The following is a 21,926-nucleotide window of genomic DNA, read 5'->3' as shown; positions in this document are numbered from 1 at the left end:
TGCGGCCAGTCGGTGTGAGCTGCGTCGGAGGACGAGGCGGGCAGAAGTCGTCGCTCTTCGCGGATGTGAACGTTCACCAGCGCGCCACGCCGCGTTCGGCGCCCAGTTCTTCCCGCCTGCGACGAGGAGCGCACCCGGTCGGAGGTGCGTTGAAACCTGCACCCGGTCGGAAGTGCGTTGAAACCCGCACCCGGTCGGAAGTGCGTTGAAACCTGCACGTGGTCGGAAGTGCGTTGAAACCGGTGGGGAGGGGCAGGTCAGAGGGGGCTGACCACCAGGGCGCGGCCGTGCGTGCCGGTGACCCACTCGCCGCGCACCCGCCACACCTGGGCCAGCAGGGCGGGGGAGAGCACCTCGTGGGGGTCGCCCACCGCGGCGACCTCGCCGGAACGGAGCACGACCACCTCGTCGCAGGTCTGGGCGGCCTGGGCCAGGTCGTGCAGTGCGACGAGCACGGCCACGCCGGTGTCGGCGACCTCGCGCAGCAGCCGCACCATGTCGAGCTGGGCGGCGAGGTCGAGGTGGTTGGTCGGCTCGTCGAGCAGCAGCACCCGCGGCTGCTGCGCGAGCGCCCGGGCCAGCTGCACGCGCTGGCGCTCACCACCGGAGAGGGTGTCGAAGCTCCGGTCGGCGAGCGCGCTCACGCCGGCGCGCTCGATCGCGTCGGCCACGATCGCCTCGCCCTCGACAGCGCTCGCGAACCGGCGCTCGTGCGGGATCCGCCCCAGCGCCACGACGTCCCGCACCAGCAGCGGCACCTCGGCGTGCGTGTCCTGCTCGACCAGCGCCATCCGGCGTGCCCGCTCGCGTCGCCGCATGCTTGCCAGGTCGATGCTCGTGCCGTCCTCGGTGACCGCGATCGTCCCCGCGCTCGCGGGCAGCGCTCCGACCACCAGTCGCAGCATCGTCGACTTGCCGGACCCGTTCGGGCCGAGCAGGCCGGTCACCGTGCCCGCGCGCAGGTGCAGCGAGGCGCCCTGCAGCAGGTCGATGCCGTCGACCCGGTACCCGAGCCCGTCGACGGTGAGGTCCACGGCGGTCAGCGTCTGGCTCATGACTCACCGCGCCGACGGCTGCGCAGCAGCAGCAAGGCGAACACGGGTGCACCCAGCAGCGCGGTCAGCACCCCGACCGGGACCTCGAGCGGCGTGAACACCGTCCGCGCCACGGTGTCGGCCCAGAGCAGGAAGATGCCACCGACGGCGGCGCTGGTCCGGGCCAGCGCCGCGTTCCCCGAGCGCTCCGGCCCGAGCAGCAGCCGCACCACGTGCGGCACCGTGAGGCCGACGAAGCCGATCGCGCCGCTCACGCTCACCATCGCACCGGTGAGCAGCGCGCTGAGGATCAGCAGCAACCACCGCGTCCGCGGCACGTCCACGCCCAGAGCTGTCGCAGCGGTGTCACCGAAGGCGAACGCGTCGAGGGTGCGGCTGAACCCCAGCAGGATGCCGCCGAGCACCACCAGCGCGACCAGCGCGATCAGCACCGAGCTCCAGCTCGCCGCCCCGAAGGTGCCCATCAACCAGCCCAGGATGTCGCGGTAGGAGTCGCCCTGCGCCGTCGAGAAGATGATGAAGGAGACGCCGGCCGCTGCCGCCTGACCGACGGCCACGCCGGCGAGCACCGCGCGGTTGGCGGTGAGCCGGCCACCGATCCCCGCGAGCGCCAGCGTCGCGAGCAGCGCCAGCACCGCGCCGACGAAGGCGGCGATCGGCAGCGGCACCGCGATCCCCAGGATCAGCACCGCCACGGCGCCCAGGGCCGCGCCCGAGGAGATGCCGAGGAGGTAGGGGTCGGCGAGCGGGTTCCGGGTGGCGGCCTGCAGCACGACGCCGCACAGCGCGAGACCCGCACCGACGAGCACGGCGGCCAGCGCTCGCGGTGCGCGACCCTGCCAGATGATGCCGTCGCGCACGAGCGAGAGCGGGTTCTCGGATGCGGTCACCGGCAATCCGCGCTCGGCCAGCCAGGTGCTGAGGTGGTGCCAGGCCGAGCCCAGCACGTCGAACGGCGTGATCGGGGCGGGGCCGGCCACCGAGGCGGGTCCGATGACGATCGCGAGCAGGATCGAGACGAGCAGCAGCACCAGACCGATCCCGAGCCAGGGCACCGGAAGACGACGGCGCGCGGAGGGCTGCGCCGTCGTCGTCGGGGTGTCCAGGCGAGAGGTCACGGCATCGCGTCCAGCTGCTCGGCGAGCGAGGCCGCCGCGTCGACGTTGCGGATTCCGGCCTCGGTCGCCGCGAAGTCGACGATCAGGTAGCGGCCCTCCTGCACGGCGGGCAGGGCCGCGGTCAGCGGGTTGGCCTCGAGCACGGAGATCTTGTTGTCCGCGCTGTTCCAGGCGGAGTCGACCAGCACGACGACGTCCGGCTCGGCGGCGACGACGCTCTCCCAGCCCATCGAGCCCCACGAGGTGTCCAGGTCGGAGGCGATGTTCTCCAGGCCGACGGCGTCCATGATCATCTGGGGGGCTCCGATGCCACCCCCGACGAACGGCGTGTCGGAGCCCGAGGAGTACCAGAGGGCGGTCAGGCCCGCCTCCGAGGGGGTGACCTGCGCGAGCGCCTCCTGCTGCTCGGCCACGAGCGCCGCCGCTTCCTCACGCGCGTCGAGCAGCTCGCCGGCCTCGATGATGTCGTCGAAGACCGAGTCGAAGGTCAGCGGGTCGGGGCGGTAGCCGTCGGCCTGGCAGGCTGCCGGTGCGACGTACGTCTCGACCCCGAGCGCGGCCAGCTCGGCGCGCTCACCGATCCCGTCGGCAGCGAAGCTGGACTCCCAGCCCGCGAAGATCAGGTCCGGCTCGGCGCCGAGCACGATCTCCGAGGACGGCGCCCGCTCGGCGAGCACCGGCACCTGCGCGCCCGCCTCGGCGATCTCCTCCGGGAAGGGGCCGTCGAGGAAGGCGGCACCGACGAGGCGGTCGCCCACGCCGAGCGCGAGCGCGAGCTCCGTCGTCGAGGACTTGATCGTGACGATCCGCTCGGGAGGGGCCTCGAGGCTCACCTCGGTGCCGCAGTTGTCGACCGTGACGGGGTACCCGCCCCCGGGGTCGGTGGGGTCGCCGGCCCCGGTGGGTGCGGGGTCGGCGTTGCCCGCGGAGCAGGCGGTGAGCAGGACGGCGAGCGTCGCGAGGGTGGCGCAGGCGCCGAGGCGGCGGAGGGACACGAGGGGGCTCCAGGAGGACCGTGGCGGGCAGGGCGAGTCGTCCGGCAGAAAGATGCCGGGGACGCCCGGCCAGATCGAGCCGAGAGCGCCGAGGCAGATCGGCCTCGGAGTCCAGGACCAGCCTAGCCGAGGCCGGGCGCCAGCAGACCTCCCAGGCTGTAGGTGCTCTCGCCCTCCGGCGTCACGAGCACGAGATCGTCCGAGACCTCGACGTCACCGGGGAACCAGACCGACCACCAGCCGTCCACGACGGCAGCGTCGGCGCTGACCCCGTCTGTGGTGGTGACCCGCACGCCGGTGACGTCGCCGCCGGCGAGACCGACGACCGTGGTGATCGGGCCCTCGCCACCCTCGAATCCCCATGGCGTTCCAGGGATCAGCACGAGCGCGGGCGCGCTGCCGAGCTCGAGCGCGTCCTCGACGCCGGGCTCGGCGCCCTCCGCCACCACGAACAGCTCGTCGCCGGCCGTGCTGATCAGGCACTGGGTGAAGACGTTGTCGCCGGCGAGCACCACGTACGTGTACTCACCCCGTTGCTCGCCGAGCACCGGCTCGATCGGGCGCCCGAGCTCGGTGTCCGGGCAGATCTCTCCCGCCGTCTCCGGAGGGACGAGCGTGGGTTGGGCGACCCAGCTCGCGTACGCCTGCGGACCGCTCTGCGTGAGCGTGAGCACGAGGGCGATCGCCACGATGGCGCTCAGCGCGGCAGCACCGAGGGCGAGCCGGCGCGCCGGGCGCGAGCGCGCGGCAGGCACGAGGTGCGCGACGTCGCCGGCCTGCCCCCGGCGGGCGCGCGAGCGGATCCGCGCCAGCATCGCGTCGCCGTCGATGTCCGGTGCACCGGCAGCGGGGTCCAGGCCGCGGACCGCATCCAGCAGTGGCTGCCTCATCGAGCACCCCCCGAACTGCGCTCGAGCAGGTGAAGCAGGCGCCGCCGGGCGCGGAACAGCCGGACCGCGTAGGCCGAGGTGGTCACGCCCAGGACCTGCGCGGCCTCAGGGTTGCTGAGGCCGTCCCATGCCACGAGGGCGATCACCTCCTGCTCGGTCTCGGACAGCTGGTTCCAGGCGTGGGCGAGCTCCGCCCGCGTCGCGATCGCGTCGTCGAACGACTCGACGCGATCGGTCGTCCCCTCGGCGACGCGCACATGCAGCGCACGCTGCCTCGCCTCCGCCCGGTAGGTGTTGCGGATGACGTTGCGCGCCACCCCGAACAGCCACGCGCGCTCCTCGCTCGGGATGTCGCTCAACCGGCGCCACGCGACGACGAACGTCTCCGCCAGCACATCCTCCACCGCGTCGGGCGGGACCCTCCGACGGATGAAGGCCGCCAGATCACGGTGCGTGCGCCAGTACAGCGCCTCGAACCGCTCTCGGGTGCCGGCCTTCATCCGTCGTCCCGTCCCGCCTCACCTGTGTAGATGTCCGGTCCCTCCTCGTGCTTACATGTGACATGGGTCACGCGTCCGAGGAGGGTCCTCCTACCGTGGTGTATCAATGTCCAATGGTCCAGCCGTTCATGCGCCGTGTCGCGATCAGCGCCGGGATGCTCGCGCTGGTGATCGCCGGTCTGGTCAGCACCCCCGCGGCTGCGGACGACCCGGGTACCGGTGAGGTCACCGACGCCACCTGGTATGCGCTGGCCGATGACGCGGCCGACGAGCTCGAGGCTACCGACTGGGAGGCGCTCTCTGCCGCCGACGGCTGCCGCCTGCTCGACGTCGAGATCACCGAGGTGGTCGACCCGGTCGCCAACGCCGAGGCGGGCGCGCCCGAGGACCTCGCGGTCACGGTCGTCGAGCGGGAGGAGATCTGCGGGAGCGCGCTCACCGCGGAGCTGGCCTTCGACGGCGGCGGCGAGAGCATCGACGGCGGCATGCGCGTGGCCGTCGCGCCGGGCAGCGACTGCTCGGGCACCTCGGGGCCGGGAACGATCTGCATCTCCCGCTCCGGCAGCTACATCTCCACCAGCTTCCAGTACGGCGGCTCCGGCACCATCAGCGCGTTCCTCAAGCTGTACCGGATCTCCAGCAGCGCCAGCGGCTGCCCCACGGGCGACACGATCGCGACCAGCTCGACCTCGAGCTACAGCAAGGGCACCCGCCGCAGCCTGACCGTCTACTCGCCCTCCTACGCGGGGTACTCCGCCCACATCTGGAAGTACGTCGGTCTCGGCGTCAACACGAACTGGGGCTCGGCCTGCGGCGTCCTCTGAGGACGTTCTCGGCGGCGGCGCCGTCGTGACATCCTTGCGCCAGCGGGCCACCCCCGCGCGAAGGAGCGTCGATGCCGACGAGGACCACGCTGACCACCGCCGTCGACCCGGCGAGCGAGGCGTACAGGGCGAACGATGAGGGCCAGCGTGCCCTCGTGGCCGAGCTGCGCGAGCGGCTGGCGAGGGCCGCGCGAGGGGGCCCGGAACGTTCCCGCGAGCGCCATCTCTCGCGGGGCAAGCTGCTGCCGCGGCAGCGCGTCGACGAGCTCCTCGACGAGGGCAGCCCGTTCCTGGAGATCGCGCCGCTCGCCGCTGAGGACATGTACGACGGCGAGTGCCCGGGTGCCGGTGTCGTGGCCGGCATCGGCAGGGTGGCGGGCCGCGAGGTTCTCATCGTGTGCAACGACGCCACGGTCAAGGGTGGCGCGTACTACCCGCTGACCGTGAAGAAGCACCTGCGTGCGCAGCAGATCGCGGCGGAGAACCGCTTGCCGTGCCTGTACCTGGTGGACTCGGGCGGGGCGAACCTGGAGATGCAGGACGAGGTCTTCCCGGACGCCCAGCACTTCGGGCGGATCTTCTTCAACCAGGCGAGGATGAGCGCGGACGGGATCCCGCAGCTCGCCGCCGTGCTGGGGTCCTGCACCGCGGGCGGCGCCTACGTGCCGGCGATGGCGGACGAGTCGGTGATCGTCGCCGGTCAGGGCACCATCTTCCTCGGCGGGCCGCCGCTCGTGAAGGCTGCGATCGGCGAGGTCGTCAGTGCCGAGGAGCTCGGCGGCGGCGAGGTGCACGCCCGGACCAGCGGCGTCGTCGACCATCTCGCCGACTCCGACGAGCACGCGCTCGCGATCCTGCGTGACATGGTCGCGACGCTGCCGCCGCCGGCCGAGCCCGCGTGGCAGGTGCGCGAGGTCCGTGAGCCCGTGGTCGACCCGGCGGACCTGTACGGAGCGGTGCCGACCGACGTCAACCAGCCCTACGACCCCCGCGAGGTGATCGCCCGGGTCGTCGACGGCAGCGAGCTCGTGGAGTTCAAGCCCGAGTACGGCACCACCCTCGTGACCGGGTTCGCGCACATCCACGGCCACCCGGTGGGCGTCGTCGCGAACAACGGCGTGCTGCTCAGCGCGAGCGCGCTCAAGGGGGCCCACTTCATCGAGCTGTGCGACCAGCGCGGCATCCCGCTGCTGTTCCTGCAGAACGTCGCGGGCTTCATGGTCGGCAGCGCCGCCGAGGCCGGCGGTATCGCCAAGGACGGCGCCAAGATGGTCACCGCGGTCGCCACCACCCGGGTGCCGAAGCTGACGGTCGTGGTGGGCGGATCCTTCGGCGCGGGCAACTACTCGATGTGCGGGCGCGCGTACTCGCCCCGGTTCCTGTGGATGTGGCCGGGTGCGCGAATCTCGGTGATGGGTGGGCGGCAGGCGGCGTCGGTGCTCTCGACCGTGCGCCGCGACCAGCTGGCCGCGCGCGGCGAGGAGTGGTCGCCCGAGGACGAGGAGGCGTTCGCCGCCCCGATCCGGGAGCGCTACGAGGCCCAGGGCAGCCCATACCACGCGACCGCCCGGCTCTGGGACGACGGCGTGATCGACCCCGCGGACACCCGCACCGTGCTCGGGCTGGCGCTCGACGTCGTCTCCCGGACGCCGCTGCCCGAGCCCCGCTTCGGCCTGTTCAGGATGTGAGGGAGATGACGACGGGGCGTCCGTTCGAGCGTGTCCTGGTGGCCAACCGCGGCGAGATCGCGGTGCGGGTGATCACGGCCGTGTGCCGGTCGGGTGGCACGGCTGTCGCGGTGTTCACCGCTCCCGACGGCGGGCCGGCCCCGGCCCGCCATGTCCAGGAGGCAGACCTCGCGTTCGAGATCCCCGACTACCTCGACGCCGCCGCGATCGTCGACGTCGCGCTGCGTGCGGGTGCGCAGGCGATCCACCCGGGCTACGGGTTCCTGTCGGAGAGCCCGGTGCTCGCGGCCGCGTGCACGGCAGCGGGGCTCGTGTGGGTCGGCCCCGACGAGCGCGCGCTGCGGCTGATGGGCGACAAGATCGCCGCCAGGGCGCACGTGGCGGCGCTCGGCGTGCCGGTCGTGCCGGGCACGACCGATCCGGCTCGCGCCGAGGACGTGGGCTACCCGCTCATCGTCAAGCCCAGCGCGGGTGGCGGCGGCAAGGGCATGCAGATCGTGCGCGACCCCGCGGACCTGCCCGCGGCGCTCGCGGCGGCGCAGCGCGTCGCGGCCGCGGCGTTCGGCGACGACACGTTGCTGCTCGAGCGGCTGGTGCGGCAGCCGCGGCACATCGAGGCGCAGGTGCTCGGGGACCGGCACGGCCACCTCGAGGTTCTCGGGCTGCGGGAGTGCTCGCTGCAGCGCCGGCACCAGAAGGTCATCGAGGAGGCACCGGCGCCGTACCCGCAGGGGGAGGTGCGCGAGGCGATCGTGGCGGCGGCGGCGCGGGTGGCGGCGAGCGTCGGCTACGTGGGGGCCGGCACGGTGGAGTTCCTCGTCTCTGGCGAGGATCCGCGGCAGTGGTACTTCCTGGAGATGAACACCCGGCTGCAGGTCGAGCACCCCGTGACCGAGGCGGTCACCGGCGTCGATCTCGTGCAGGCCCAGCTCCGGGTCGCGGCGGGCGAGCAGCTGCGGCTGGGTGAGCTCACCGAGACCGGGCACGCGGTCGAGGCGCGCGTGTACGCCGAACGGCCCGACCGGGGCTTCGTGCCGAGCACCGGGCGGCTGCTGGAGGTGAGCGAGCCGGCCGGGGTGCGGATCGACTCGGGCGTGTGGTCGGGCTCGGTGGTCACGGCCGACTACGACCCGATGCTGCTCAAGGTGATCGCGCACGGAGCCAGCCGCGCGGAGGCGATCGAACGGCTCGACGCCGCGCTCGCCCAGACCGTGCTGCTCGGCGTGCACACCAACCTCAGCTACCTGCGTGCGGTGCTCATCGCGCCGCAGGTCCGCGATGCGGGCGCCGACACCGCCTTCCTCGACTCCTTCGAGCCGCCCCCGCCCGCCGAGCCGGACGACCAGGCGCTCGCGGCCGCCGCCTTCGCGCTCCGTCCCGAGCCCGACGGCGGTGCCTCGCCCTGGGCGGTGCGGTCCGGCTGGCGGGTGGGGGAGCACCGGACCCCGACGATCACGCTGCTGCTGGGCGATCGTGCCTACGAGACCCCGGTCCCCGGTGAGCCACCCACCGGGGTGCGCTCCGCCGTCGAGAACGGGACGGCGTGGGTGTGGCGCGACGGCGACACCTGGGCGGTGCGCCGACGCACCCGCGACGAGGCCGTCGAGCGGTCCCGCCGCGTGCGTGCGGGAGCGGCACCGGACCCGCAGGTCCGCACCCCGATGCCCGGCACGGTGATCGCGGTCCCGGCCACGGACGGGGCGGCGGTCGAGGCCGGCGAGGTGATCGCCGTCGTCGAGGCGATGAAGATGGAGAACCCCGTGACGGCGCCGGTCGCCGGTACGCTCGTGCTTGCCGTCAGGCACGGCGAGACGGTCACAGCCGACCAGGTTCTCGCCACCGTTCACCCCCACCCGGGCGGTCCACAAGACCGGAGCCCGGGTTCGCAATGATCCACGAGATCGGACGAAGGAGTCTTCGATGGAGTACGGGTTCACCCCCGCACAGGTAGCGCTGGCCGAGCAGGTCCGGGAGCTCGCCGACACGGTCGTCGCGCCGGCTTCCTACGACTACGACACCAAGCAGACGCTGCCCTACGCGATCATCCGCCAGATGGGCGAGATGGGTCTGTTCGCCCTCCCGTTCCCGGCTCGCTACGGGGGTTCCACACCCGAGGGCGACTACACCGCGTTCTGCCTCGCGGTCGAGCAGATCGGCCGCGTGGACCAGAGCCTGGGGGTCACCCTGGAGGCCGCGATCGGGCTCGGAGCGATGCCGATCCTGCGGTTCGGCTCCCAGCAGCAGCGCGACGCGTGGTTGCCCATGCTCGCCGCGGGCGAGGCGCTGGCCGCGTTCGGGCTGACGGAGGCGCGCGCGGGTTCGGACGCCGGCGCCACCGAGACCACCGCCGTGCTCGACGGCCATCACTGGGTCCTCAACGGCACCAAGCAGTTCATCACCAACTCGGGCACCGACATCACCCGGCTGGTCACCGTCACGGCGGTGACCGGCGAGATCACCAGGCCCGACGGCAGCACCGCGCCCGAGCTCACCGCGTTCCTCGTCCCGGTGCCGAGCGAGGGGCTGGAGGTCGGGCCCTCCTACGACAAGATCGGCTGGCACACCTCCGACACCCACCCGCTGACGCTGACCGACGTGCGCGTGCCCACCGCCGCCATGCTGGGGGAGCGGGGTCGCGGGTTCGCCTACGCCGTCGCGTGCCTCGACGAGGGGCGGATCGCGTTCGCGGCGCTCGCGACCGGCGCCGCACAGGGCTGCCTGGAGGAGGCGATCCGCTACAGCAAGGAGCGGGTGGTGTTCGGCCGGCCGCTCGAGGCGAGCCAGCACATCGCCTTCACGATCGCGCGGATGGCGGCCAAGGTGCACACCGCACGGCTCGCGTGGGTCGAGGCGGCACGGTTGATGGCGGCCGGTGAACCCTTCAAGAAGCAGGCGTCGATGGCGAAGCTGGTGGCGAGCGAGGCCGCGGTGGCGTGCGCGCACGACGCCTCGCAGATCTTCGGCGGCTACGGGTTCCTCAACAGCACCGTGGTGGCGCGGCACTACCGGGACAGCAAGATCCTCGAGATCGGCGAGGGGACGAGCGAGGTGCAGCTGATGGTGATCGCCCGGGCGCTCGGGCTCTCCGGTGGCGGCGTGTGATCTCGTGGGCAGCGTGCGGGATGATCGAGGCGGAGGAGCGATGGAGCAGGTGCAGCAGCGAGGGTTCTATCTCGACGAGCTCAGCGAGGGCGTGGTCTACCGGCACGCGCCGGGGCGCACGATCACCGAGGCTGACAACGTGCTGTTCTCGACGCTGTCGATGAACCCTCAGGCGCTGCACCTGGACGCCGCCTACAGCGCCGCGCAGCCGTTCGGGCAGCGGCTGGTGAACTCGATGCTCACGCTCGCGACGCTCGTGGGGCTCTCGGTCGGTCACCTGACGCAGGGCACCATCGTGGCGAACCTCGGCTTCGAGGAGGTCCGCTTCCCCGCGCCGATGTTCCACGGCGACACCCTCTACGGCCAGACGGTCCTCACGGCCAAGCGGGAGTCGCGCTCGCGGCCGGGCCAGGGGATCGCGACCTTCGAGCACACCGGTCGCAACCAGGACGAGGTCGTGGTCGCGGTCGCCACCCGCAGCGTGCTGATGTGGTCGAGCGAGGCGGACCACCTGGCGCACGAGGCGGGTGCCGGTCGGTGAGCACTGACGCGTTCACGATGGGGCCGGCGCTGCTGTTCTGCCCCGGGAACCGCCCGGACCGGTACGCCAAGGCCGGCGAGCGCGCCGACGCCGTCATCCTCGACCTGGAGGACGCCGTCGCCCCCGCCGACAAGCCGGCGGCGCGGCACGCGCTGCGGGCGAGCCCGTTGGACCCGGCGCGCACGATCGTGCGCGTGAACGGGGCGCGGTCCGGCGAGCTCGCGGCGGATCTGGAGGCGCTCGCGGGCACGGGATACCGGACCGTGATGCTGCCCAAGACCGAGTCGATCGCCGACGTCGGGGCGCTGGCGGGGTACGACGTCGTCGCCCTCGTCGAGACCGCCCGTGGCGTGGTGGCAGCGGCGGAGATCGCTGCGGCGGAGGGTGTGGTCGCGCTGATGTGGGGTGCCGAGGACCTGGTCGCCTCACTGGGAGGGACGGCGAGCAGGTGGCCGTCCGGGCGGTACCGGGACGTCGCCGTGCACGCGCGCGCGGCCGTGCTGCTCGCCGCGGGGGCGTCCGGGAGGGCAGCGATCGACGCCGTGCACACCGACCTCGGGGACCACGACGGCCTGCGCGCCGAGGCCGAGGACGCCGCCGCGAGCGGGTTCGCCGCGACCGCGTGCCTGCACCCCGACCAGGTCGCGGTCGTCCGCGACGCGTACCGCCCGAGCGAGGACCGGGTCGCGTGGGCGCGGGCGGTGCTGACCGCTGCCGGCGAGCGGCCCGGCGTGTTCCGGTTCGAGGGGCAGATGGTCGACGAGCCCGTGCTCGTGCTGGCACGCCGGGTGCTCCGTGGCCTCTGAGGGTCAGCTGCTGGCGCGCTGGCGCGAGGAGGAGCGGGAGCAGCCCACCGGTTGGAGCTTCGCGGACCTCGAGGGACGCATGCGGGCCGACCCGACGCCGTGGGACTTCCCGGCGCTGTGCGTGCGGGCTCTCGGCGCCGCCAGATGCGCGCTCGACATGGGCACCGGCGGCGGCGAGACCCTGCTCGGGCTCAAGGAGCGGGCAGCGGCGTCCGGGGTGTCGTGGCCCGCCGTGGTGACCGCCACCGAGGGCTGGGCGCCGAACGTGGCTGTCGCCCGGGACGCGCTGGCTACGCACGGGATCGAGGTCCGCGAGTTCGGCCAGCCCGACGACGACCCTGAGCCGGCCACCATGCCGTTCGACGACGGCGCGTTCGACGTGGTGCTCAACCGGCACGAGGCGTACCACCCGGCCGAGGTCGCGCGCGTGCTCGCTGCGGGCGGGGCGTTCCTCACCCAGCAGGTCGGCGGTGACGAGCTGGGGGAGCTTCGGGACCTGCTCGGGCACGAGCCGACGGCGCCGCAGGTGAGGCATCGGCGCTTCCGGCAGGAGCTGCTGGACGCCGGCCTGGAGGTGGTGGACGGCGCCGAGCTAGTCGGCGGCTACACCTTCACCGACGTCGCGGCGCTGGTCGCGTACCTGCAGCGGGTGCCGTGGGAGGCGCCTGCGGACTTCACGGTCGACCGTTACGCCGACCCGCTGCTCGACCTTCATCGCCGCACGCACGGTGGGCAGGTCCGGTTGACGATGAAGCGCTTCTGGTTGAAGGCTCTGCGGCCGTCCTGACGCGGGTATCAGCGGTGCTCCCGCACCCTCCTGATCGGTGTACGGGGACACGCCCCGCGCAGGAGAGGAGCCCCACGATGGCAACGCTGCCGATCTTCACCGTGCATGCCGGCCGTGAGACCGACATCGACGTCGACCGCCTGACGAGAGACGTGCTGGGTGGTCGCGACCTGACCGCACAGACCCGTGGTCCCGCCACCAGCATCCGCGGGCCGGAGGTGCACCTGGACGTCGACCGCGGGCGCGGCGGCGTCTGGGCTGGTGACCTGGGTCGGCTGTGGGACGCCGCTCCTACCAAGATCCCCGGACCGGCCGCCGTCGCCGAGATCGCGACCGAGGCGCTGCAGCGGGTCCGGTTGCTGCCCGAGCTGGGACGTCAGTTCCGCCTCACGAAGGGGACGGTCCGGCAGGCGAGGACCGTCACGGAGCGGGGGAGCAAGCGCACCACCCGCAGCGGTGAGGCCACGTTCGGGCAGGAGGTCGTGGTCGACGTCTCCGACCGTGACGACATCCCGGGTGAGGCGATCCCGATGCTTGGCGGGGGTGGCCGGTTCCGAGCCACGGTGGGTGACGGCGGCCAGGTCACCGGCGCGCACGGGGTGTGGCGCGACGCCGACGCCGTGGACGAGCGGCCGTTGCTGACGCAGGCGCAGGCCCTCAGGCAGGCCGGCATCAGCACGCGCCGCAAGGACGTCAGGATCACCGGCAGCACCCTCGGGTACTACAGCGCTCCGGCTTTCAGCGGGCAGGAGCTGATGTTCCCGGTGTACGCGGTCAGCGCCGAGGTGCAGGACGGGGACCGCTGGGTGCCGAGCCGGGTGCGGCTCGTCCCGGCGACCGACGTCGGCGAGATCGGGGTTCCGGAGTCCGAGACGCCGCCGCGTGCCGAACCCGGCGCGTTCCCCGACCTCAAGCACCTCGTGGTGCCCGGTCAGGTGCTGCCGAGCACGCTCACGGTCAGCACCTCGGTGCTCGAGCGGCACGGCGTGCGCGCCTCGGACCTGCTCACCCGCGGACCGAACGGCAACGTGTACGTGAAGCCCCAGCTCGACCTGCAGCTCTACCCCTTCATCTGGGAGGCGCTGCGCCCGCGCTCGTTCGGTGCCTCGTGGATCGGCGAGTTCGGCGGGCTGGGTGGCAGCCAGGCCAACGCGCAGGGTTTCGTCGACGAGATGACGGCGGAAGGATGGTCACGGCGCTTCAACTGGGGCAACCAGAACGCGTGGAAGTCCGACTGGTTGTCGAACGACGACAGCTACGTCGACGACGTCGACATCGTCTTCTACACCGGTCACGCCAGCCCGGACGGCTGGATGCTCGCGACCGGCGGGAACAGCGACTGGCTGCACAGCTCCGACGTGGGCGCCCAGCCCAACAGCCCCTCCGACCACTGGGGTCAGGAGAACCTCGAGTGGGCGGTCGTCGCGGCCTGCGGTCCGTTGCAGGACGACGCGATCAACGGGGGCGGCAGCGTGTTCGACCGGTGGCGCGGGATCTTCGACGGCATGCACGTGCTGCTGGGATACGCCGCCGTCACCTACGACAACACCGAGGAGGGCCGCCGGTTCGCCTCCTACGCCAGGTCGGGCATGACGTTGACGCAGGCGTGGTTCCGCACCGCTCAGGAGATCCAGCCCTCGACCAACGGCTGGGGCGACCCGTACGGTCCCGACGTCTACGCCGGCGCGCTGTCCATCGGCAGCGCGGCGGGCTCGACCGGCGGCGACCATCTCTGGGGTCATGGCTCGGTCGGACCGGACATCCGCGGCGGCGGGCAGTACCGCGTCTGCCAGTGGTCGCCCTGCTGAGCGAGGTCAGCGGATGGCGTGCAGGAACCTGCGCGCCATCCGCAGCTGCAGGGCCCGCGCGACCGGGCGACCCAGCCGGGCATACCAGGCCACCGGCCGCGAGAACGCGGTCACGTGCAACCGCACCACCTCCCGCTCGTCGATCTCGACGACGAGGTCCTCGCGTCCGGACTGCGGGTGCCCCGGCAGAGTGCCGTACGCCAGCCCGCGGCGCCGGGGTTCGTCCACGACCTCGACCACCCGGGAGAACCCGGTGAACCGCAGGAACGCCACCGGGATCCGCACCCGCAGGACCGACCCGAGCTCCGCCGTCGAGCGGGAGGAGGCGACGCCGATCCCCGAGCGCAGGAACACCTCGTGCGCGAGCACCTGGGCGGCGGCGCGCTCGAAGCACTCCCGGCCACGGCCGATCACGCCCGACATCTCGTAGCCCCAGAAGCCCGGTGGTCGGCCGCCCACCTCGGGGTAGGTGAGGTCGAGCGCGCGCAGCCGCGCGGTCTCGGCGTCGGGGAGCCGGGCGGCGGCCGCGAGTGCGCGCAGGTACCGCTCGGTCATCGCGTCCTGCGCCGCGTCCGTCACCGGGCCGCCCAGCCGGGCGTACCAGCTCGCCGGGCGGCTGAACGCCGTGATCTCCAGGCGGACCTGCTCCTGGGAGTCGATCGTCACGACGAACGACTCCTTCCCGGACTCCGGGTGGCCCGGAAGCGTGCCGTAACCGAACCCGCCACGGTCGGGCTCGTCGACGATCTCGACGACCCGGCAGTACGCCGTCAGCCGCAGCGGTCCCACCGGGACCCGGAGCCGGGCCACGCTCCCGAGCTCGACCGCCGCCTCCGACGCGGCGACGGCGATCCCGGAGTGCAGCTGGACCCGCCAGTGCAGCACCGCCTCGACGGCCGCCTCGAACGCGGCACGACCCTGCCCGATGACAGCGCTGCGGGAGAAGGAGCGATGACCCGCCGGGAGCACCTCGCCCGTGGGGTAGGTGAGGTCGAGCGTGCGCAGCCGCGCGGCCTCGACCTCGGGCAGCAGCGTGAGCCGCGCGGGCCTCATGCCTAGGCGCCGAGTCGCTCCGGGCGCACCTTCGCCCACTCGAGCGCGGTCCTGATCGCGTCCGCGATGCTGAGCTCGGCCCTCCAGCCGAGCTTGGTGGCCGCGAGATCGGAGGTCGTGTAGCAGCCGATCACGTCGCCCGGGCGGGGCGGACCTTCGACGACGTCGAGGTTGCCCTCACCGACGACCTCGGTGAACGCGGCCACCAGCTCGCGCACGGTCGACCCGGTGCCGGTGCCGATGTTGATCACCGCGTACGGCTCCTCGGGCGTGCACACCTCGTCGAAGTGCTCGAGCGCGGCCACGTGCGCCTTCGCGAGATCCCAGACGTGGATGTAGTCGCGGATCGCGGAGCCGTCGCGCGTGGCCCAGTCGACACCGGTGATCGTGAACACGTCGCCGTAGGTGTAGGCGTCCACGAGCTTGCCGAGGGCGTGCGAGGGCTTGGGGTTCTGGAGACCGGTGCGCAGGTCCGGGTCGCCGCCGACCGGGTTGAAGTAGCGCAGCGACAGCGTGCGCAGATCGGTCGCGGCGGCCACGTCGGCCATGATCCGCTCGCACAGCATCTTGGAGGCCGCGTACGGGCTCTGCGGGTTCAGCGCGGAGCTCTCGTTGACAGTCAGGTCGGGCTCGGGCTCGTAGATCGACGCCGAGGAGCTGAACAGCAGCCGCGTGCAGCCCTCGCGGCGCAGCGAGTCGAGCAGCTCGATGGTCTTGGCCACGTTGTTGCGGTAGTACCCGATCGGGTCCGCCACGGACTCGGGCACCACGATCTTCGCGGCGCAGTGCACGGTCGCCTCGATGTCCGGGTGCTCGGCGAAGATCCGGGCGATCAGCGCGTGATCGGCGATGTCGCCCTGGTAGAAGGACGTGCCCTCGGTGAACTCGGGCCGGCCGGTGGACAGGTCGTCCAGGACGACGACGTCCCATCCCTTGTCCTGGCACGCCAGCCCGACGGTGCTTCCGATGTAGCCGGCTCCGCCGGTGATGAGAACCTTCATCGTCCCTCTCCCTCGCTCGCAGCCGCCATGGTAGGCGTACGGGAGGATGAGCGCATGAGCAGCTCACCTGTCGCGGCCCTGCTGGGCATGCGCCCGCACCAGGTCGACGGCGGAGCCTTGCGTCAGCTGCTCGGCGGGCGCCCGGTGGTGGTCACCGGGGCCTCGCGCGGCGTCGGCCGGCAGGTGGCGCTGCGTTGCGGAGCGGCCGGCGCGCACGTGGTGCTGCTCGCGCGCGGCGCCGACGCGCTCGAGGACCTCGTCGCGGAGGTCGCGAGCACCGGTGGATCCGCGACGGCGATCCCGGTCGACCTGCGTGACCTCGGTGCGGCGACGGCGGCCGCGGAGCGGATCGTCTCCGCGCACGGCGCGCCCGCGCTGCTCGTGTCGAACGCGGGGCACAGCATCCGCCGTGACCTCGCCGACTACACCGACCGCCTCCACGACGTCACCCGGCTCGCCGGCGTCAACATGCTCGGCCCGATCGCGCTCGCGCTCCCGTTGCTGGCAGCGATGCGGCAGGCGAGGAGCGGGCAGCTGATCTCGGTGGGGACGGTCGGTATGGCGCTGCCGGGGCCGGGCTGGTCGGTGTACGCCGCGACCAAGGCCGGTTTCGACGCCTGGCTGCGTGCGATCTCGCCCGAGCTGCGCCGCGACCGCGTGGCCGTCACCTCGATCCACCTGCCGCTGACCCGCACCGCGATGAGCGCTCCCACGTACCGGCACTCGCGCCTGCCGTCGTTGTCCGCCGACGACGCCGCGACCTGGGTCTGCCGTGCCGCCCTCACGCGCTCCCGGGTCGTCTCGCCCTGGTGGGGTCGCCTCGGCGGCGTGGCCACCTCGGCGTTGCCGAGCCTGGTCGACCGGATCTCGACGGCGGCCTGGCGGCGGGCCTCGTGAGCGCACGGACACCGGTCTGGCACGCGGTCCCGGACGCCGTCGGCGTCGCCGGGCAGTGGCGACCGACCGACATCCGAGGGTTGCCCGCGACCCTCCGGTACGGCGCGAGCCTGTCCGGTGTCGCGCTCGCAGCGGCCCGCGGCCGCCCTCGCAAGGTGCTGCTGGTCGACGACCTCGGGCCGCTGACCGGGAGCGAGCTCGAGGCCGCGGTCGACAGCATCGCCGCGGCGGTGGCGGCTGCCGTGCGGCACGGGGCCTCGCGCGAGATCGGCGTGTGCGCGGCCGGGCACCGCGGGCTGGTGGCCGCCGTGACCGCGACCGGGGCGCTCGGGCTGGACACCGCCCTGGTGCCGGCGTCGGCGGGGACGCAGGTGCTGGCGGCCGCGCTGGCGGACGTGGACGTGGTGCTGGCGGACGACGCGACGGTCGCGGACGTGCGCGAGGCTGCGCCGCACGCGCGCGTGCTGGATGTGCTCGCGCTGGCGCGTCGCTCGCCGGGACGGTCGTTGCGTTCGGTGCCGCGGCCGCGACGCGCGGGAACGTTGCGGCTGCTGACGTCCGGCACGACCGGCACACCGAGGGCGACCCACCGAGGTGGCGCCGGCATCGGCCAGCTCGCCACCGTGCTCAGCCTGATGCGCGCGCTGGAGCTGCACCGGGACGAGGCGGTGGTGATCTCGCCACCGCTGTCGCACGGGCACGGGCTCGCGGTGCTGACGGCGGCCCTCGTCGTCGGGGCGCCCGCCGTGCTGGCGCACGGTCGTGACGGCGCGGGTCTGATCGAGCTCGTGCACCAGCACGCCGCCGGGGTGCTCGCCGTGGTGCCCGCGCAGCTGGCACGCGTGCTCGAGGCGTTGGAGGTGGAGGCCGCCGCAGGTGTCCCCGGACCGGGGTTGCCGACGCTGCGACGGATCGCGACAGGGTCCGCGCCGCTGGGCACCGGGCTGGTGGTGCGCGCGCAGCGGCTGCTGGCGTCGGACGTCGTCGACTTCTACGGCTCCAGCGAGGCGGGGACCGCGACGATCGCGACCCCGGACGACCTCCGCGAGGCGCCCGGGACCGTGGGCCGCCCGGCGGCCGGCGTGCGTGTGGAGATCGTCGACGACGACGGCGCCGTGCTCCCGCCCGGCGCCGTGGGCCAGGTGCGCGTGACCTCGCCGTGGCATGCGGTCGACGCGCCCGCGAGCGAGATCGCGGTCGGTGACCTCGGCCACCTCGACGAGGACGGTCGGCTGTTCCTGGACGGGCGGGCCGACGAGCTCCTCGTCATCGGTGGTCACAACGTGTCGCTCGCGCGGGTCCAGGCGTGGTTCGCCGACCAGCCCGGGGTGAGCTCCGCCGTCGTCAGCGTGCTCGAGCACGCCGAGCTCGGTCACGAGCTGAGCGTCGAGGTCACCGGCGAGGCCGACCTCGCCGAGCTGCGCACGCGTGCCCGCCGCGAGCTCGGCACCGCGAGCGCCCCGCGACGGGTCGAACGGGCCTGACCGTGCGCACCTGCCCTGTCCCGCGCACGCACCGGGTACGCGCGGACGGCACGAGAGCGACGTCGACGGACGAGACGACGGCACCTGGCGGGCGCCGATCGGGCAGGCTAGGCACATGAGATACGTGGTGATCGGGGCAGGCGCGATCGGGGCGGGTGTCGGCGGGCTGCTCGCCGACTCGGGGTCGGAGGTGCTGCTGGTGGCGCGCGGTGAGCACCTCGCGGCGATGGCCGCGACGGGGCTGACGGTGCGGATGCCGGACGGCGTGATCACGTGCCGGCCCCAGGTCGCGGCGGCGCCGGAGGATGTCGAGCTCCGTTCCGACGACGTGCTGGTGCTCACCACCAAGACCCACCAGGCCGCCGACGCGCTCGCCACCTGGGCCGACGCCCCGGTGCACGAGGACGGGGGCGTCATCGGCCGGGCGGGGGACCGGCTCCCGATCCTCACGGCGCTGAACGGCGTCGCCAGCGAGGACATGGCGCTGCGCTGGTTCGCCCGGGTGTACGGGGTCTGCGTGTGGATGCCCGCCGTGCTCGCGAAGCCGGGTGAGGTCGTCGTCCGCTGTGCGCCGCTGCGCGCCATCCTCCATGCCTCCCGGTACCCGGCCGCGCTCGCCGACGACCAGGACGCCGCCCTGCTGGCCCGGGTCGTCGAGGACTGGGGCCGCGCCGGCGTCCAGGTCCCGACACCGGACGACGTGATGCCCTGGAAGTACCGCAAGCTGCTCGGCAACCTGGGCAACGCCGTGCAGGCGCTGCTCGGTGACGGCAGCCTCGGGGACGACGTCACCGACGCCGCGCGTCTCGAGGCGCGCGAGCTCTACCAGGCAGCAGGCATCGTGATGAACTCCGACGCGGAGGAGCGTGCCTCCCGCGATCTGCTCACCTCGGCCCCGGTGCCCGGGGCACCCGAGCAGATGGGCGGCTCGACCTGGCAGTCGCTGCAGCGCGGCACCGGTTCGGCCGAGACCGACTACCTGAACGGGGAGATCGTCGCGATCGCCCACCGTCTCGGTCGGAGCGCACCGATCAACGCCGCACTGGCCTCACTCGTACGCACCGCCGTCGCGCAGTCGGCCAAGCCCGGAGCGATGAGTCCGGTCGAGCTTCGCGCACGGACGCTCGGCGGGACCTGAGCCCAGCCGCGGTGGCGGGATCCGAGCGCGAGCCCGCGCTGCGGAGGCAAGTCCCTGCAATTCTCGATGTGTCGTTTCATTTTGCGTCGCCCCGACCTAGCATGACGGCCACGTGCCTGGGTTCTCCGGGCTGGTCCCGACCCTCTCGACAACGACGCGAAAGGCCCATGATGGGTACCTCACGACGGCAGTTCTTGACCCTCGCCTCGATGGGCGCCGTGGGCGCCGGTCTCGGCCTCGCCGGCTGCAGCCGCGGGGGCGGTGGCACCGGTGGTGGCGGGGACGCGAGCGGCGACGGCACCTCGCTCACGTTCACCTGGTGGGGCAACGAGGTGCGCAACGCCAACACCACCGAGTTCGTCGCGGCCTACCTGGAGGCGAACCCGGACGTCACCATCGAGGAGCAGCCCGGCGAGTGGTCCAGCTACTGGGACCGGCTCGCCACCCAGACCGCCGGCAACACCTCGCCGGACGTGATCCAGATGGACATGGCCTACATCACCGAGTACGGCGCCCGTGGGGCGCTGCTGGATCTGGCCGAGCACGGCATCGACACCTCGAAGTTCGTCGAGGGCACCGCCGACTCCGGCGTCCTGGAGGGCAAGACCTTCGGTGTCAGTGCCGGCATCAACACCCCGACGATCATGGTCGATGCCGAGCTGGTCACCGGCCTGGGCGTGGAGATGCCCGATGACACGACCTGGACGTGGGACGACTGGCTGACGCTGGCGACGGCGATCAGCGAGGCCTCCGGTGGCGAGGTGATCGGCACGTCCACGTTCATCTCCAACGACGCGATGATGAGCGCCTGGTTGCGCCAGCAGGGCAAGGAGCTCTTCGTCGAGGGGGGCCAGCTCGGCTTCACGGTCGAGGACGTCACCACGTGGCTGGAGTTCCATCAGCGGTTCGCCGATGCCGGGGCGATCCCGAGCGCCTCCGAGATCACCGAGGACTCCTCGGTCGCCTTCGACCAGGGGCAGTTCATCGTGGGCAGGACGGCGATGGCGATGTACTGGTCGAACCAGCTGGAGGCTGCCGAGGCGGCCTCGGGCAAGACGATCACGATGCTGAGGTTCCCCAGCCTCGAGGGTGACGCCGCGACCCGCAAGGCTTGGTACAAGGCCTCGATGCTGTGGTCGGTGTCCGCGCGCACCGCCGACCCCGAGGCTGCGGTGAAGTTCATCAACTGGATCATCAACACACCTGAGTCGGCTGAGATCGATCTCGCCGAGCGTGGCATCCCCCCGAACACCGAGGTGGCAGCTGCGATCGAGCCGATGCTCTCCGAGCCCCAGCAGCGGGTGCTGCAGCTCATCAACGACATCGTCCCCGAGCTGGGCGAGACCCCGATCGCGCCGCCGCCCGGCGGTGGCCAGTTCGGCTCGCTGCTGCTGCGCTATGCGACCGACATGCTCTTCGGCAACCTCGACGCGGCCGGCGCCGCGCAGGGCTTCCACGACGAGCTGACCGCCGCCATCGGCGGGTGATGCATGAGCGCGATCTCTGAGCTGTCCAAGCTCAAGACGGGCAAGGCCCGTACCCCGGAGGAGCGTGCGGCGGCGCGGAAGGAGGCCGGCCGTGACAACAAGGCGGGGTATCTGTTCCTGCTGCCGTGGTTGGTGGGGCTGTTCGCGTTCACGCTGGGCCCGATGTTGGCGTCGTTGTATCTGTCGTTGACCGATTACAACTTGATCCAGTCGCCGAACTTCGTCGGGTTGGAGAACTATGCGCGGATGCTGGAGGATTCGCGGCTGCATCAGTCGTTGAAGGTGACGTTCACCTATGTGGTGGTGGGTGTGCCGTTGCAGCTGATCCTGGCGTTGGCGATCGCGCTGCTGCTGGACAAGGGGATGCGGGGGTTGCCGATCTACCGGTCGGTGTTCTACCTGCCCTCGATGCTGGGTGGGTCGGTCGCGATCGCGTTGTTGTGGCGGCAGATCTTCGGCACCACGGGTCTGGTGAACCAGGTGCTGCAGGCCTTCGGCATCAATGCCACCACCGGGTATGTCTCGGACCCGGAGTATGCGTTGTGGACGCTGATCCTGCTGCACGTGTGGACGTTCGGCTCGCCGATGGTGATCTTCCTGGCGGGCTTGCGCCAGATCCCGACGATGTACTACGAGGCGGCGTCCCTGGATGGGGCGGGCCGGGTGGGGAAGTTCGTCAAGATCACGATGCCGTTGCTGTCCCCGATCATCTTCTTCAACCTGGTGCTGCAGATCATCGGGGCGTTCCAGTC

At 72.5% G+C, this 21,926-nt stretch carries 20 protein-coding genes; 13 read left to right on the top strand and 7 right to left on the bottom strand.

Features of this window, described 5'->3' with window-relative positions:
- Window positions 1-257: 257 nt before the first annotated feature.
- From GPA04_RS20820 to GPA04_RS20800, 5 genes are all read right to left on the bottom strand, one after another.
- Entirely contained in the window at window positions 258-1,055 is a 798-nt protein-coding gene (locus GPA04_RS20820) for an ABC transporter ATP-binding protein (RefSeq protein ID WP_156226148.1), read from the bottom strand.
- The gene (locus tag GPA04_RS20815) at window positions 1,052-2,173 is read right to left on the bottom strand and encodes an iron chelate uptake ABC transporter family permease subunit (protein WP_194238975.1); all 1,122 of its coding nucleotides are present in this window, start codon (window positions 2,171-2,173) and stop codon (window positions 1,052-1,054) included. Before GPA04_RS20815 ends, GPA04_RS20820 begins: the two co-directional genes overlap by 4 nt.
- The gene (locus tag GPA04_RS20810) at window positions 2,170-3,168 is read right to left on the bottom strand and encodes a putative F420-0 ABC transporter substrate-binding protein (RefSeq protein ID WP_156226147.1); all 999 of its coding nucleotides are present in this window, start codon (window positions 3,166-3,168) and stop codon (window positions 2,170-2,172) included. Before GPA04_RS20810 ends, GPA04_RS20815 begins: the two co-directional genes overlap by 4 nt.
- 122 nt (window positions 3,169-3,290) lie before the next feature.
- Window positions 3,291-4,058, bottom strand: coding sequence for a hypothetical protein (locus tag GPA04_RS20805; protein ID WP_156226146.1), 768 nt, complete (start codon window positions 4,056-4,058; stop codon window positions 3,291-3,293).
- On the bottom strand, window positions 4,055-4,558 hold the full coding sequence (locus GPA04_RS20800) for an RNA polymerase sigma factor (RefSeq protein WP_156226145.1): 504 nt from the start codon (window positions 4,556-4,558) through the stop codon (window positions 4,055-4,057). Before GPA04_RS20800 ends, GPA04_RS20805 begins: the two co-directional genes overlap by 4 nt.
- 113 nt (window positions 4,559-4,671) lie before the next feature.
- Here GPA04_RS20800 and GPA04_RS20795 point away from each other — a divergent pair, with 113 nt between their 5' ends.
- The 8 genes from GPA04_RS20795 (at window position 4,672) to GPA04_RS20760 (ending at window position 14,114) form a co-directional block, all read left to right on the top strand.
- Window positions 4,672-5,382 (top strand): hypothetical protein, encoded by a 711-nt coding sequence (locus GPA04_RS20795; RefSeq protein ID WP_156226144.1) that lies wholly within the window; start codon window positions 4,672-4,674, stop codon window positions 5,380-5,382.
- Window positions 5,383-5,453: 71 nt separating this feature from the next.
- Entirely contained in the window at window positions 5,454-7,070 is a 1,617-nt protein-coding gene (locus tag GPA04_RS20790) for a carboxyl transferase domain-containing protein (protein WP_156226143.1), read from the top strand.
- 5 nt (window positions 7,071-7,075) lie between these two features.
- Entirely contained in the window at window positions 7,076-8,962 is a 1,887-nt protein-coding gene (locus GPA04_RS20785) for an acetyl/propionyl/methylcrotonyl-CoA carboxylase subunit alpha (RefSeq protein ID WP_156226142.1), read from the top strand.
- 28 nt (window positions 8,963-8,990) lie between these two features.
- The gene (locus tag GPA04_RS20780) at window positions 8,991-10,172 is read left to right on the top strand and encodes an acyl-CoA dehydrogenase family protein (protein ID WP_156226141.1); all 1,182 of its coding nucleotides are present in this window, start codon (window positions 8,991-8,993) and stop codon (window positions 10,170-10,172) included.
- Window positions 10,173-10,212: 40 nt separating this feature from the next.
- Window positions 10,213-10,713 (top strand): MaoC family dehydratase, encoded by a 501-nt coding sequence (locus GPA04_RS20775; protein WP_156226140.1) that lies wholly within the window; start codon window positions 10,213-10,215, stop codon window positions 10,711-10,713.
- A complete protein-coding gene (locus GPA04_RS20770; protein ID WP_436277935.1) occupies window positions 10,710-11,519 on the top strand; it encodes an HpcH/HpaI aldolase/citrate lyase family protein in 810 nt (269 codons plus the stop codon). The genes GPA04_RS20775 and GPA04_RS20770 overlap by 4 nt, the downstream gene beginning before the upstream one ends.
- Window positions 11,509-12,306, top strand: a complete 798-nt coding sequence (locus GPA04_RS20765; RefSeq protein ID WP_156226139.1) for a methyltransferase domain-containing protein — start codon at window positions 11,509-11,511, stop codon at window positions 12,304-12,306. Before GPA04_RS20770 ends, GPA04_RS20765 begins: the two co-directional genes overlap by 11 nt.
- A 77-nt stretch (window positions 12,307-12,383) precedes the next feature.
- Complete coding sequence (locus GPA04_RS20760) at window positions 12,384-14,114, top strand: DUF6345 domain-containing protein (protein ID WP_156226138.1); 1,731 nt, start codon at window positions 12,384-12,386, stop codon at window positions 14,112-14,114.
- A 6-nt stretch (window positions 14,115-14,120) separates the two neighbouring features.
- Here GPA04_RS20760 and GPA04_RS21070 read toward each other — a convergent pair whose 3' ends face one another.
- Both GPA04_RS21070 and galE read right to left on the bottom strand, forming a co-directional pair.
- The gene (locus tag GPA04_RS21070; protein WP_162458692.1) at window positions 14,121-15,167 is read right to left on the bottom strand and encodes a DUF1990 domain-containing protein; all 1,047 of its coding nucleotides are present in this window, start codon (window positions 15,165-15,167) and stop codon (window positions 14,121-14,123) included.
- A gap of 2 nt (window positions 15,168-15,169) precedes the next feature.
- On the bottom strand, window positions 15,170-16,168 hold the full coding sequence (gene galE, locus GPA04_RS20750; RefSeq protein WP_156226137.1) for a UDP-glucose 4-epimerase GalE: 999 nt from the start codon (window positions 16,166-16,168) through the stop codon (window positions 15,170-15,172).
- 54 nt (window positions 16,169-16,222) lie between these two features.
- Between galE and GPA04_RS20745 the strand changes: the two genes are divergently transcribed.
- The 5 genes from GPA04_RS20745 to GPA04_RS20725 all read left to right on the top strand — a co-directional run.
- Entirely contained in the window at window positions 16,223-17,065 is an 843-nt protein-coding gene (locus tag GPA04_RS20745; protein WP_162458691.1) for an SDR family NAD(P)-dependent oxidoreductase, read from the top strand.
- Window positions 17,062-18,549 (top strand): AMP-binding protein, encoded by a 1,488-nt coding sequence (locus GPA04_RS20740; RefSeq protein ID WP_162458690.1) that lies wholly within the window; start codon window positions 17,062-17,064, stop codon window positions 18,547-18,549. The genes GPA04_RS20745 and GPA04_RS20740 overlap by 4 nt, the downstream gene beginning before the upstream one ends.
- 115 nt (window positions 18,550-18,664) lie before the next feature.
- Entirely contained in the window at window positions 18,665-19,687 is a 1,023-nt protein-coding gene (locus GPA04_RS20735; RefSeq protein WP_156226134.1) for a ketopantoate reductase family protein, read from the top strand.
- Window positions 19,688-19,857: 170 nt separating this feature from the next.
- Complete coding sequence (locus GPA04_RS20730; protein ID WP_162458689.1) at window positions 19,858-21,174, top strand: ABC transporter substrate-binding protein; 1,317 nt, start codon at window positions 19,858-19,860, stop codon at window positions 21,172-21,174.
- A 3-nt stretch (window positions 21,175-21,177) separates the two neighbouring features.
- Window positions 21,178-21,926 (top strand): carbohydrate ABC transporter permease (locus GPA04_RS20725; protein ID WP_156226132.1); only part of this gene is annotated, 749 nt, incomplete at its 3' end.

It is taken from the genome of Pseudactinotalea suaedae (assembly GCF_009733815.1).
Classification (GTDB): Bacteria; Actinomycetota; Actinomycetes; order Actinomycetales; family Beutenbergiaceae; genus Pseudactinotalea; species Pseudactinotalea suaedae.
The sequence above is the reverse complement of the archived record's forward strand: the minus strand, read 5'-3'. Positions and strand labels throughout refer to the sequence as shown.